The sequence below is a fragment of the Bacillus sp. A1 genome (genome assembly GCF_042296235.1).
Taxonomy (GTDB): Bacteria; Bacillota; Bacilli; order Bacillales; family Bacillaceae; genus Bacillus; species Bacillus velezensis.
Genome location: NZ_CP141181.1, coordinates 3,531,445 through 3,543,971, shown reverse-complemented (window position 1 = coordinate 3,543,971; position 12,527 = coordinate 3,531,445). Strand labels below are relative to the sequence as shown.

Genomic DNA, 12,527 nt, shown 5'->3' with positions numbered 1-12,527 from the left:
AAAGGAGACTTCTTTATGCTTGACGAACGCATGTTTCGCATAGTTGTTGCGTTTTTTGTCTCTCTGCTAACGGTTTTAATCCTAACTCCTATCGTAAAAAAAATTGCGATCAAAATAGGTGCAGTTGACCAGCCCAGCAACCGAAAAGTACATGATAAAATAATGCCCCGTATGGGCGGCTTGGCCATCTTTATCGGCGTAGCGGCGGGTGTGCTCGCGGCCGGCATATATAATGAAACGAAAATGACCGCCATCACGGTGGGTGCGTTTATTATTGTTATTTTAGGAATCCTTGATGATAAATACCAATTAAGCGCAAAGGTAAAGTTTTTCGTCCAGCTGGCCGTGGCCATTATGATTGTGAGCACGGGACTGAAAATGGACTTTTTCTCCGTACCGTTTTTAACGGAACGTTTAGAATTGGGATGGGTCGCTTACCCGCTGACTGTGTTATGGATCGTCGGTATTACGAACGCGATGAACCTGATTGACGGTTTGGACGGACTCGCTGCCGGCCTGTCGGTCATCGGACTCTCCACTATCGCCGTTATGGCGTTGTCCGGAGGGAAAATCCTTATTCTGTCACTTTCACTTGTCGTGATAGGAAGCACACTCGGATTTTTATTTTATAATTTTCACCCGGCAAAGATATTTATGGGAGATACCGGATCGCTCTTTCTCGGATACGTCATCTCAGTACTCTCATTATTAGGTCTTTATAAAAGTGTTACTTTATTCAGTATCATCATTCCGATCATCATTTTGGGCGTGCCGATTTTTGATACGACATTCGCCGTCATCAGGCGGATTTTAAACAAACAGCCGATCTCAGCGCCTGATAAGTCACATATACACCACCGGCTGATGGCCTTCGGGCTGTCACACCGCACGGCTGTCATTATCATTTATTTAATCGGCTTTATTTTCAGCGTCAGTGCCATCCTGCTGAAAAGCGCGACCATATGGCTTTCGCTGTTTATTATTTTTGTATTGATTGTATTTATGCAAATCATAGCAGAGGTCACAGGGTTAGTAAATGAACAATTTAAACCATTTACCAAGTTTTACAAGAGATTGGTAAAGAAAAATTAAAAAGAGCAGATCATGCGAATGGTCTGCTTTTTTGTGGATTCTGCTATTCTCTTATTATATAAAAAAACCCGATCCTGCTCAAAGGATCGGGTTTACTCTTAATAGCCTGTTGTGCCGCCGGACTGTGTGCTGTCCGTACCGTTTGCACCAGCAGTACCGTTGGTTGAATCGGTTGTGCCGCTTGTTCCTGTGCCGCCGGAAGTTGAATCGGTTGTGCCGTCTGTTCCCGTGCTGTCGGAAGTCGAATCAGTCGTACTGTCCGTTCCGGTGCTGTCAGAAGCAGGATCGGACGCCGTGCTGCTTCCGGATGGGTAATCCAAATGTTTCTGCAATTCCTGCCGTATTTTTTCGAGATTGGTCGGATCCGGTTGGAAATAATATGTTCCGCGCGTAGTTGCAGTTCCGCCTAAATATAAATCTGATCCTGTTATGGTCAGTGTATCAATCTTCTTGCTGGTAAAGCCGCTGTAAATCTGCTGAAGAGCGAGTCCTTCAGTGATTCGGATATTCGTTTGGACGTTGTTGCTCGCTGTTTCAGCGATTTTATCGATTTTAGCAATATTTCCAGCTCTGGACATTTGGTCGATCAGTGCATTTAGGATTTGCTTTTGGCGGTCATTCCGGCCGAAGTCTCCGCGCTTATCCTGTTTTCTCATCCGCGCATAAGCCAAAGCCTGCTCACCGTTCAAATGCATGTTTCCTTTCTTGAAATAGATCCGTTTCTTTTTACTGACGTCACTCATCTCGTCGAAGTCAAAAGGCACTTTTACATCGACCCCGCCTACCTCATCAATAACATCCTTAAAGCCATTGAAGTCGACAGTGACATATTTATCAATCGGTATGTCTAATAAATCTTCTACGGTTGACACGGTTTCATCCGCTCCGCCCTTAGCAAAAGCCGCATTGATTTTTGATTTTTTACCGGTTGTGTCGCCGGCAAGCGTCACCCGCGTATCACGCGGAATACTCAGCATTTTCATTGTTTTATTTCTCGGATCAAGGGTAACGACAATAAGGGAATCTGATCGTCCGCCTTTTCCGCTGGTGGCATAATTTTCGATCCCCATAAACAAAATGGAGAACGGTTTTTTCTTCATATTGATGACTTTATCCCGCAATTTTGATTTGTCTCCGCGGGAAAGGGCATCATATGCATTATCTGCCGCATTGATCGTTTTGTATACTTTGTATCCGCCAAACCCGGCAGCGACTAACAAAACGAGGGTAAGCAGCAGCAAAATCCGTTTGAATATGATCTTTCGTTTGCTTTTCTTTTTCTTTCGAACACGCACTCTTACACGTTCAGCCATTACATTAGTCTCCTTTAGGGCTGACGTCTGTTTCTAAATACGTCAGTTCTCCCTCTGTATTCTTACTCTTGCCGTTCGTCAGTTCTGTCATCCATTTGATAAACTCGTCTTTGTCTTTTTCTTCAACGTACGTTTCAAATTCGACATGATCCGCATAATGGATATCTTTCAGTAAAAAAACTGATTCTCTCAGTTCGTTCTCTATCTTGCCGAGCCACGTATAATCCGCTGATGTATGCATAATCCGCATCAGCTTCCGCTCCGTAACTCCTATATGATTTAAGCCTTCAGACACTGACTTCCCATATGCACGAATCAATCCGCCTGCACCGAGCTTTATTCCGCCGAAATACCGGGTAACCACCGCGCAGGTATCTTTCAGACCGCGTTTTTTCAGCACTTCCAGCATGGGGACGCCGGCTGTGCCGCTTGGTTCTCCGTCATCATTCGCCTTTTGTATATGGTCGGTTTCGCCGATCAGATAAGCTGAGCAGTTATGAGTCGCATTCCAGTGCTGTTTTTTTATCTTTTGTATAAATTCCTGCGCTTCCTCTTCAGAAGCAGCACGGCTCAGGTGACAGATAAAACGCGATTTTTCAATCACAATCTCATGTTCACCCGTTTCTTTAACTGTTAAATAGCTGTGCAGCATGATTGCTGGACCCTCCTGACAAGCATTAAAAGACTTGTTTCTACAAATTCGAACAGACTTTAGAATTTTTGCGCATATTTTGGTATCATGAAAGAGTAAGATACTATATAAAAATGTTTTTTTCTAGAATATACGCATTCTTTCATTATAATTCGACATAAATTGCAGTTCAATTACATTTATAATAAAAATACATAACAACACCGTTACGGAGGGAGACAGATGAATAAATCGAAGATGGACTCCAAAGTTTTGGATTCTATACTTATGAAAATGCTGAAAACCGTGGACGGGAGTAAGGACGAGGTTTTTCAAATCGGAGAGCAGTCGCGCCAGCAATATGAGCAGCTGGTCGAAGAACTCAAACAGATCAAACAGCAGGTCTACGAAGTCATTGAGCTGGGCGACAAACTTGAAGTTCATACGCGGCACGCACGAAACCGCTTGTCTGAAGTAAGCAGAAATTTCCATAAGTTCAGCGAAGAAGAAATTCGCAACGCCTATGAAAAGGCGCACAAACTTCAAGTGGAACTGACGATGATCCAACAGCGTGAAAAGCAGCTGCGGGAGCGCAGAGATGATTTAGAACGCCGGCTTTTAGGGCTTCAGGAAATCATTGAACGGTCAGAATCGTTGGTCAGCCAAATAACCGTCGTTCTGAATTACCTGAATCAAGACCTTCGCCAAGTGGGGCTTCTTCTTGCCGATGCGCAGGCTAAACAAGATTTCGGTTTAAGAATCATTGAAGCCCAAGAGGAAGAAAGAAAAAGAGTTTCCAGAGAAATTCATGACGGTCCCGCGCAAATGCTGGCAAATGTCATGATGAGATCGGAATTAATTGAACGGATCTTCCGCGACCGCGGCACGGAGGACGGATTTCAGGAAATCAGAAATCTGCGGCAGAATGTGCGGAATGCCCTTTACGAAGTCAGAAGGATTATATATGATTTAAGACCGATGGCATTGGACGATCTCGGGCTGATTCCGACACTGAGAAAATATCTTTATACAACTGAAGAATACAACGGAAAGGTGAAAATACATTTTCAGTGCATCGGAGACACGGAGAACCAAAGGCTTGCCCCGCAATTTGAAGTGGCGCTTTTCCGTCTCGCTCAGGAAGCCGTCACAAATGCACTCAAGCATTCAGAATCAGAGGAAATTACAGTAAAAGTGGAAGTAACCGCTGATTTTGTCGTTCTTATCATTAAGGACAACGGAAAAGGTTTTGATATTAAGGATGCTAAACAAAAGAAAAACAAGTCATTCGGCTTGCTGGGAATGAAAGAAAGAGTAGATCTGCTTGAAGGAACGATAACGATAGACTCTAAAATAGGTCTTGGGACATTTATCATGATTAAGGTTCCGTTATCTCTCGGCCTATAATTTGTTAAATAGAGCCAAAAGACATATTGACCGAACAGCGGCGTATATAGAACAATAGGATAAGGAGGCGTAGCGTGTGACTAAAGTAAATATTGTTATTATCGACGACCATCAACTATTCCGTGAGGGTGTAAAAAGAATATTGGATTTTGAACCTACCTTTGAAGTGGTAGCAGAAGGTGACGATGGAGATGAGGCGGCTCGAATCGTCGAGCATTATCATCCCGATGTTGTCATAATGGACATCAATATGCCGAATGTAAATGGAGTAGAGGCTACTAAACAGCTTGTTGAGCTGTACCCTGAATCTAAGGTGATTATCCTCTCCATCCATGATGATGAAAACTATGTGACTCATGCTTTAAAAACAGGTGCAAGAGGCTATCTCCTGAAAGAGATGGACGCAGATACTTTAATCGAAGCAGTGAAAGTGGTAGCCGAGGGAGGTTCTTACCTTCACCCGAAAGTAACCCACAATCTTGTCAACGAATTCCGCCGTCTTGCGACAAGCGGAGTTTCTGCTCATCCTCAGCATGAGGTTTACCCGGAAATCCGGAGACCATTACATATATTAACGAGACGGGAATGTGAAGTGCTGCAAATGCTTGCAGACGGAAAAAGCAACCGCGGAATCGGTGAATCATTGTTTATCAGTGAGAAAACAGTGAAAAATCACGTGAGTAATATTTTGCAGAAAATGAACGTTAATGACCGGACACAAGCCGTTGTCGTAGCCATTAAAAACGGCTGGGTAGAGATGCGTTAGTCATGTGTGAGAAGACTTGCCTGTTAAGGCAAGTCTTTTTTTACAGCTGCATATCTATTAAAATACTTATTAAGTACTTAATAAGGCAGGTAAAGTGATGAAGATTGCAGTTGTAACAGACAGTACAGCATATATTCCGAAAGAGATGAGAGAAGAACATCATATTCATATGATCCCTCTCCAAGTGGTTTTCGGTGAAAAAACATTCCGCGAAGAAACAGAACTCGACTGGAGAAGTTTTTATAAAGAAGTAAAAAATCATGATGAGCTGCCGACTACGTCCCAGCCTTCTTTCGGTGAATTAATCGCATTGTACGAAGAACTGGGCAAAACATATGACGCAGTCATAAGCATACATTTGTCCAGCGGAATCAGCGGAACTTATAACAGCGCCGCCTCGGCAAACACTATGGTTGATCATATTAAAGTTTATCCCTTTGATTCAGAGATCAGCTGTTTGGCACAAGGTTTTTATGCATTAAAGGCAGCACAGCTCATTAAAGACGGTGTTGACTCACCGGAAGAGATTATAAAAGAGCTGGAAGAAATGAAAAAAACAGTCCGTGCGTATTTTATGGTGGACGATTTATCACACCTCCAGCGGGGCGGGCGTCTAAGCAGCGCTCAGGCTTTTATCGGCGGTCTGTTAAAGGTAAAGCCTATTCTTCATTTTGACAATAAGGTAATTGTTCCTTTTGAGAAGATTCGGACACGCAAAAAAGCGATTTCGAGAATTTTTGAGCTGTTTGGGGAGGATGCAAGTAAAGGAATCCCGATGCGGGCAGCTGTCATCCATGCAAACAGGGAAGAAGAAGCGGCGGATATTATACAGGAGTTAAGCGGTAAATATCCTCATGTCGAATTCTATAACAGCTATTTCGGTGCCGTGATCGGAACCCATTTGGGGGAAGGCGCCATCGGAATCGGCTGGTGCTTTAAAAACTAAGTGAAAATCTCCGTTTTCAAGGGCGGAGATTTTTTTATTATTAAGTTTTCGTGATTCGACAAAAAAATTCCCGGCAGGCATACTTTGAGCAGAAAGGAGGCAGGGAGATGTCCGAAGGTGATTCAGAATTTTCAGAGGTGCGGGATTTCTTTTACGGCCGGCGTTTATTGAGATCTGAGATACCGTTTTCAGACCAGCGCATCAAGCGTTTAACAGAAAAAGAATATATAACGGCCGAGCCGTCAATCATCCGCCGGAAAAACCGTTACGTCTGCCAACGATGCGGTCAGTCTGATCAAGCCAGCTTTGCGGCATTTTGGGCGCCCTCTGCCAAAAGGCAGATTACCTATTGCCGTGCCTGTGTCATGATGGGAAGGGCTGATGAACTGACATCATTATATTCTTGGAATCAAGCCCCTGAAAACAGCTGGGAGCCTGTAAAGCTTTCTTGGGAAGGAACACTGACAGACGGACAGAAGCGGGCGGCCGCCGCGCTTACAGATGCGATAAAAGAGAGACAAGAGCTTTTAGTATGGGCGGTTTGCGGATCGGGGAAAACAGAGATGCTGTTTCCGGGTATCGAGTTTGCGCTGAATCACGGTTTGCGCGTTTGTGTCGCAACTCCGCGTACAGATGTCGTACTTGAACTGCTGCCGAGACTGAATAAAGCATTTGAGAAAGTCGAAGTTTCTGCTTTGTACGGCGGCAGCGAGGACAAAGGCCGCTTGACTCCGCTGATGATTTCAACCGCTCACCAGCTGATGCGCTACCGAGACATTTTTGATGTCATGATAATAGATGAAGTAGATGCGTTTCCTTTTTCAGCCGATGAGACATTAAGATTCGCTGTTGATAAAGCGAGGAAGAAAAACAGCGCCCTTGTTTATGTAACGGCGACTCCTTCAGACACATTAAAAAAGAAGGCTGAAGCCGGTTTGCTGAAAAGCGTCCGCATACCGGCCAGATATCATCGGAAACCCCTCCCGGAGCCGCGTTTTTTGTGGTGCGGCAATTGGAAGAAGAAGCTTCAGAAAGGAAAACTGCCGCGCTCTGTAACGGATTGGGTCCGCCAAAAACTTCAATTACAGCTGCCGGTTTTCTTATTCGTCCCGTCTGTACACGTATTGAAAAAGACAACGGATTATTTTCGGAAATTAAACATACGGGCAGAAGGCGTACATGCGGAAGACACATTCAGAAAGGATAAAGTGAAACGATTCAGAGACGGCCGGCTTGACCTGCTGGTAACGACTACGATTTTAGAAAGAGGGGTTACCGTGCCCAAAGTTCAGACATGTGTCCTCGGCGCAGAAGCACCTATCTTTACTGAGAGCGCGCTCGTACAGATCGCGGGCAGAACGGGAAGGCATTATAAACATTTCAGCGGTGATGTCGTCATGTTTCATTTCGGAATTACAAACGGAATGAAAAAAGCAAAAAAACATATAGAACATATGAACAAATTGGCACAAAAAAGTAAATTGTTGGACTAGTTAATTTCAGAAAACGTGATACAGTATACTCATACTTTCCTATGAGGAGCTGTCAGCATGCTTGTCAATTCTAAAGAAATCATATTAAAGGAACTTCTCGACCGCCATATGCCTAAGCTTCATATGAAATGCACATGCCGGGTATGCAAAAATGATGTACTGGCACTTTCACTAAACCGGGCTGAACCGGCATATGTTACAGATAAAAAGAAAGTTGCTTATGCAAAAGCAGAGATAGTTGATAAACAGAAAAATACGGCGCTGCTTGTCATTCTGGCTGAATCAGCGGCGATTGTTTCGGTTAATCCAAGCGAGTTCTGTGAAACTCGGGAAGGAGCGTAATATCTCTGAATTGTTTATTGTGTGACTCACCAATTTCAAGTTCATTGACTTGGAGATCTCTGTTTTCTCTGGCGCCCGAGCAAGAGGTATGCAGCGCATGCAGCAGCCAATTCGAAAAAATTGAAGGCCCCGTATGCAGTATATGCGGGAGGCCTCGGGAGTCAAATGAAAAATGCGCTGATTGTGCGGCCCGGGAATCAAAAACGGAAAAGCGCTTTTTGCTGCGGCAAAACCGTTCGGTATATTTGTATAATGATGCGATGAAGGACTCATTGGCCCGGTTTAAATTCAGGGGTGATGCGAAAATCATTCAAGCATTTGAACGTGACTTTGCTGCCGGCTTTAAAGCGGCATATCCATCAAATACACATACTCTCATCCCTATTCCGCTGAGCGGCGAACGGCTGGCGGAACGCGGATTCAATCAATCCGAGCTGCTGGCCTCTCTGCTCGGAATGCCCGTCATTTTCCCCCTCATCCGACTGAACAATGAAAAACAATCCAAAAAGAGCAAAACAGAAAGGCTGTCCGCAGAAAAAAAGTTTTCAGCAGCCGAAAACTCCGCCGAAGGTATGAACGTCATCTTAATAGATGATATTTATACGACGGGCGCCACACTTCACCAAGCCGCCGAAGTCCTGCTGACAGCGGGTAAAGCGTCATCGGTCTCCTCTTTTACTTTAATCAGAAGCTAAATCATTCTTTTTTTCTGCCGATATAATTGATAGAAATATAAGGCAGATTAAAGAAGGAATAGGAGTTAATACGATGGGTGAATTGGCGAATTGTCCAAAATGCAATGCTTTATTTTTTAAAACGAACCTGCAGACCGTGTGCCAGGCATGTATTAAAGAAGAAGAAAAAGCATTTGAAACCGTCTATAAATTTTTGAGAAAGCAGATCAACAGACAGTCGACGATGCAGCAGATCACTGAGGAAACAGGTGTGGATGAAGAGCTGATCCTCAAGTTTATCAAACAAAAAAGGATTCAGATCAGCCAGCTTCCGAATTTGGCATATCCTTGCGAAAGGTGCGGAAATCCAATCAGGACGGGGAAATTTTGCAAGTCCTGTCAGACAGATATTGAGTCGCAATTAGACCATATGAACCAAAAAACAGCCGCTGAATTCGATGAAAAAAACAGTACAAAAGACACATACTATGCCTATAATACCAAAAACACCTGATTCCCTAAACTAACTGATAACGCAGTCGATAAAAGAATTAGACTGCGAACAGAAAGCGAGAGGAATCCTATGAAAATCAATCAGTACGGAACACAATCCGTTAATCCATACCAAAAAAATTACGAAAAGCAAGCCGTACAAAAAGAGGCTGCAAAGCCGAAGGACAAAGTGGAAATTTCTTCTCATGCAAAAGAGCTTCAAAATGCGTCAGATGCGGTCACTAAAACACGTCAGGAAAAAATCGCTCAGCTTAAAGCGGATATAGAGAGCGGAACATATAAAATAGATTCAAACAGCATCGCTGAAAACATAGTGAATTTCTATAAAAAGCAATAAAAAGGAGAAAGCCAATGTCAGCAAAGCCAATTATTGATCAACTGAAGCGACTTTGCGCACTGCATGAACATCTGCTCACGCTGTCTGAGGAGAAAACGGAAGCGCTGAAAGCAGGTAAAACAAAAGAGCTCTCCAACATATTGACCAAAGAGCAAAAGTATATTCAGGCAATCGGACAGACTGAGGAAGAACGAATCAGGTTAACTTCTCAGTTTCTCAGCCGCGGTGAGGACAATACAATTGCTGCATGCATCTCCAGAACTTCAGGCAGTGAAAAACAGGAGCTTGAAGGGTTATTTCACTCTTTGTCTGCGCTTCTTGACCGTCTGAAAGAAGTGAATGAGATGAACAAACAGCTCACGATTCAGGCTTTACAATTCATCTCCGGGGCATTCGATATGATCATGCCGGGTGAAAAAGAGAATATGAATTATAAAGAGCCGCAAGCGGCGCGCAAGCCTGTCAGCCGTTTGACATTATTCGATTCAAAAGCTTAGAACGGAGGATTTTCAATGCCATCGACTTTTATGGGGCTCGAAACAGCAAGGCGTGCATTGAGTGCGCAGCAGACTGCATTAAGCACAGTTTCAAATAACGTTGCAAATGCAAATACAGAAGGATATACGAGGCAGCGCGTCACATTACAATCGACGAGCCCTTATCCCGCAGTATCAAAAAACAGTGATCTGACGGCCGGCCAAATCGGAACAGGAGTAAAAGCCGGTTCAGTTGAGCGCGTCAGAGACAGTTTTTTAGACTATCAGTACAGAACTGAAAATACAAAATTAGGGTACTATACTGCCCGTTCCAATTCATTGTCGCAAATGGAAGGCGTCATGAAAGAGCTTGACGATAACGGATTAAACGGATCGCTCAGTTCGTTTTGGAATGCCCTTCAGGATCTGGCGACGAATCCGGAAAATACGGGAGCGCGCTCAGTTTTGCAGGAGCAGGGGAAATCTCTTGCCGAAAGTTTTAACTATATATCTACCTCTTTGACTAACATTCAGGGTGATATTAAAAAGAACCTGGATAACACAGCGGATCAGGTCAATTCCATTCTCAATCAGCTGAATGACCTTAACAATCAAATAGCGGCAGTTGAGCCGAGCGGTATGCTCCCTAATGATTTGTATGACCAAAGAGACAGATTAATTGATCAATTATCTTCTATGGCAAATATAAAAGTTTCATATAATAAGTCGGGCGGACATGCCTTGGCGACTGCTGAGGGCACGGTTAACGTCGAATTGCTGAACGGAAACAACAATTCTCTCGGTACGCTGCTCGACGGTAACACAAAAACAGTTTCAGAAATGAAAATCAACTACGACAAGGACAGCGGCCTCGTGTCGAGTGTGTCAGTCGGCAGCAGTACGGTCAATGCGGATGCATTTACCGGTAAAGGCTCACTTTTAGGTCTTATTGAATCATACGGCTATATGTCAAATGGAGAAGAAAAAGGTCTTTATCCTGAAATGCTGACGGCTCTTGACAATATGGCGCTATCCTTTGCTGACGCGTTTAATGCAGTTCATGAAAAAGGGAAGACCTATACAGGCGAACAGGGTGCAGCATTTTTTGATTTCAGCGGTGATGAAGCGGTGCCGGCAAAAGGTGCGGCAGCGAAAATAAAAGTCAGTGACAAAATTCTTGCGTCTACTGATAATATCGCAGCGTCGTTAAACGGAGAAAAAAGTGACGGCACCAACGCGACAAATCTTGCAGCCGTACAGAACAGCAAGCTGACTATTAACGGTGAAACCACTACAATTAATGACTTTTATGAATCCCTTATCGGAAAGCTGGGCGTTAATTCACAAAAAGCGGCCAATCTTATGAACAACTCTGAAAGCAACACCCTTTCAGCCGATGAACGGAGACAATCAGTCAGTGCAGTGTCTTTAGATGAAGAAATGACAAATATGATTCAGTTTCAGCACGCTTATAATGCGGCTGCGCGGATTATAACGATGCAAGATGAAATATTCGATAAAATTATTAACGGTATGGGCACCGGAGGAAGATAGGAGATAAGTAAATGAGAGTAACTCAAGGGATGATCGCAAAAAATTCTCTTCGATTTATCGGCTCAAGTTATGACAAGCTCGATCGGCTTCAGCAGCAAGTATCTACAGGGAAAAAAATCACGAAAGCTTCTGATGATCCGGTCGTTGCAATGAAGGGAATGCAGTACCGTACTCAGCTTGCGCAGGTAAACCAGTATCAGCGGAATGTTTCGCAAGGTTTTACATGGCTGGAAAACTCGGAATCAAGCGTAAACTCGGAAACGGATATTATGGGGAAAATCCGGGACTTGATGGTTCAGGCGAAAAGTGATTCGAACGGTGAAACAGAATTGAAAGCAATCGGTACAGAAATCGGCCAGCTGAAAAAGCAGCTCGTTTCTGTCGCGAATACTCAGGTAAACGGACGTTATCTGTTTAACGGAACAAATTCAGACGTCCCGCCGATCACTGAAAATGCCGACGGCACATATACGTACAACTATGAGAATTATACCGGTGCTTCGGATGTTAACATCAACATCTCAAACGGAGCAGTGCTTAAAGTGAATTCTGATCCAAACTCAGCTTTCGGAGGCGTCGCACAAAATGGAGATAATGTATTTGAATTTCTCAACTCCTTAGAAGCTTCTTTAAGCAAAGGCACGCTGTCCGAAGCAGATTCAGATCAAATTCTGTCAGATATTGACGGTTTTACCGATAAAATGAATGCTGAAAAATCCAATATCGGCGCACGCACAAACCGATTGGAACTCATTCAGACAAGATTGGAATCACAAGCGGCAACCGCTGAAAAAGTATTGTCCGATAATGAAGATGTAGAAATGGAAGATGTAATTGTTGATTATTTATCTCAACAGACGGTTCATAGAGCAGCGCTGTCAGTGAATGCGAATATCATTCAGCCGTCACTGATTGACTTTCTGAAATAATAGAACTGACCGTCTTCAATATATAAAAAAGCGACTCACACTAGGGAGATCGCT

General features: G+C 43.7%; 14 protein-coding genes. 12 read left to right on the top strand and 2 right to left on the bottom strand.

Translation table 11 applies throughout. From position 1 onward, the window contains the following. Positions 1-15 precede the first annotated feature (15 nt). Positions 16-1,092: a glycosyltransferase family 4 protein gene (locus U2H13_RS17415; protein ID WP_003151382.1), complete on the top strand. Its 1,077-nt coding sequence runs from the start codon at positions 16-18 to the stop codon at positions 1,090-1,092. A 98-nt stretch (positions 1,093-1,190) separates the two neighbouring features. Here the strand turns inward: U2H13_RS17415 and U2H13_RS17410 are convergent, their stop codons facing one another. Beyond that, positions 1,191-2,405, bottom strand: coding sequence for an LCP family protein (locus U2H13_RS17410; RefSeq protein WP_103526592.1), 1,215 nt, complete (start codon positions 2,403-2,405; stop codon positions 1,191-1,193). Between the two features lie 4 nt (positions 2,406-2,409). After that, positions 2,410-3,057, bottom strand: a complete 648-nt coding sequence (locus U2H13_RS17405; protein ID WP_007614107.1) for a YigZ family protein — start codon at positions 3,055-3,057, stop codon at positions 2,410-2,412. Between the two features lie 222 nt (positions 3,058-3,279). On the opposite strand from U2H13_RS17405, the gene degS reads away from it, so the two are divergent. The 11 genes from degS (at position 3,280) to flgL (ending at position 12,473) form a co-directional block, all read left to right on the top strand. Then, positions 3,280-4,443 (top strand): two-component sensor histidine kinase DegS, encoded by a 1,164-nt coding sequence (gene degS / locus U2H13_RS17400; RefSeq protein ID WP_007407484.1) that lies wholly within the window; start codon positions 3,280-3,282, stop codon positions 4,441-4,443. 76 nt (positions 4,444-4,519) lie between these two features. Next, on the top strand, positions 4,520-5,209 hold the full coding sequence (gene degU / locus U2H13_RS17395) for a two-component system response regulator DegU (protein WP_003219701.1): 690 nt from the start codon (positions 4,520-4,522) through the stop codon (positions 5,207-5,209). 97 nt (positions 5,210-5,306) lie between these two features. Next, complete coding sequence (locus tag U2H13_RS17390; protein WP_003151387.1) at positions 5,307-6,155, top strand: DegV family protein; 849 nt, start codon at positions 5,307-5,309, stop codon at positions 6,153-6,155. A 107-nt stretch (positions 6,156-6,262) separates the two neighbouring features. Then, positions 6,263-7,648: a DEAD/DEAH box helicase gene (locus U2H13_RS17385; RefSeq protein ID WP_029972824.1), complete on the top strand. Its 1,386-nt coding sequence runs from the start codon at positions 6,263-6,265 to the stop codon at positions 7,646-7,648. Positions 7,649-7,705: 57 nt separating this feature from the next. Continuing rightward, entirely contained in the window at positions 7,706-7,990 is a 285-nt protein-coding gene (locus U2H13_RS17380; protein WP_003151389.1) for a late competence development ComFB family protein, read from the top strand. Between the two features lie 5 nt (positions 7,991-7,995). Further along, entirely contained in the window at positions 7,996-8,685 is a 690-nt protein-coding gene (locus U2H13_RS17375; RefSeq protein WP_199449054.1) for a ComF family protein, read from the top strand. A 73-nt stretch (positions 8,686-8,758) separates the two neighbouring features. Further along, positions 8,759-9,178, top strand: coding sequence for a TIGR03826 family flagellar region protein (locus U2H13_RS17370; protein WP_014419009.1), 420 nt, complete (start codon positions 8,759-8,761; stop codon positions 9,176-9,178). A 69-nt stretch (positions 9,179-9,247) separates the two neighbouring features. After that, entirely contained in the window at positions 9,248-9,514 is a 267-nt protein-coding gene (gene flgM, locus U2H13_RS17365; protein WP_003151393.1) for a flagellar biosynthesis anti-sigma factor FlgM, read from the top strand. A 14-nt stretch (positions 9,515-9,528) separates the two neighbouring features. After that, complete coding sequence (locus U2H13_RS17360) at positions 9,529-10,011, top strand: flagellar protein FlgN (RefSeq protein ID WP_003151394.1); 483 nt, start codon at positions 9,529-9,531, stop codon at positions 10,009-10,011. A 15-nt stretch (positions 10,012-10,026) separates the two neighbouring features. Then, the gene (gene flgK, locus U2H13_RS17355; protein WP_014419008.1) at positions 10,027-11,544 is read left to right on the top strand and encodes a flagellar hook-associated protein FlgK; all 1,518 of its coding nucleotides are present in this window, start codon (positions 10,027-10,029) and stop codon (positions 11,542-11,544) included. Positions 11,545-11,555: 11 nt separating this feature from the next. Next, entirely contained in the window at positions 11,556-12,473 is a 918-nt protein-coding gene (gene flgL, locus U2H13_RS17350; protein ID WP_007407477.1) for a flagellar hook-associated protein FlgL, read from the top strand. Positions 12,474-12,527: the final 54 nt, after the last annotated feature.

Coding starts and splice junctions, on each gene's coding strand:
- U2H13_RS17415 (WP_003151382.1), top strand. CDS start 16: ATGCTTGACGAACGCATGTTTCGCATAGTTGTTGCGTTTTTTGTCTCT.
- U2H13_RS17410 (WP_103526592.1), bottom strand. CDS start 2,405: ATGGCTGAACGTGTAAGAGTGCGTGTTCGAAAGAAAAAGAAAAGCAAA.
- U2H13_RS17405 (WP_007614107.1), bottom strand. CDS start 3,057: ATGCTGCACAGCTATTTAACAGTTAAAGAAACGGGTGAACATGAGATT.
- degS (WP_007407484.1), top strand. CDS start 3,280: ATGAATAAATCGAAGATGGACTCCAAAGTTTTGGATTCTATACTTATG.
- U2H13_RS17390 (WP_003151387.1), top strand. CDS start 5,307: ATGAAGATTGCAGTTGTAACAGACAGTACAGCATATATTCCGAAAGAG.
- U2H13_RS17385 (WP_029972824.1), top strand. CDS start 6,263: ATGTCCGAAGGTGATTCAGAATTTTCAGAGGTGCGGGATTTCTTTTAC.
- U2H13_RS17380 (WP_003151389.1), top strand. CDS start 7,706: ATGCTTGTCAATTCTAAAGAAATCATATTAAAGGAACTTCTCGACCGC.
- U2H13_RS17370 (WP_014419009.1), top strand. CDS start 8,759: ATGGGTGAATTGGCGAATTGTCCAAAATGCAATGCTTTATTTTTTAAA.
- flgM (WP_003151393.1), top strand. CDS start 9,248: ATGAAAATCAATCAGTACGGAACACAATCCGTTAATCCATACCAAAAA.
- U2H13_RS17360 (WP_003151394.1), top strand. CDS start 9,529: ATGTCAGCAAAGCCAATTATTGATCAACTGAAGCGACTTTGCGCACTG.
- flgK (WP_014419008.1), top strand. CDS start 10,027: ATGCCATCGACTTTTATGGGGCTCGAAACAGCAAGGCGTGCATTGAGT.
- flgL (WP_007407477.1), top strand. CDS start 11,556: ATGAGAGTAACTCAAGGGATGATCGCAAAAAATTCTCTTCGATTTATC.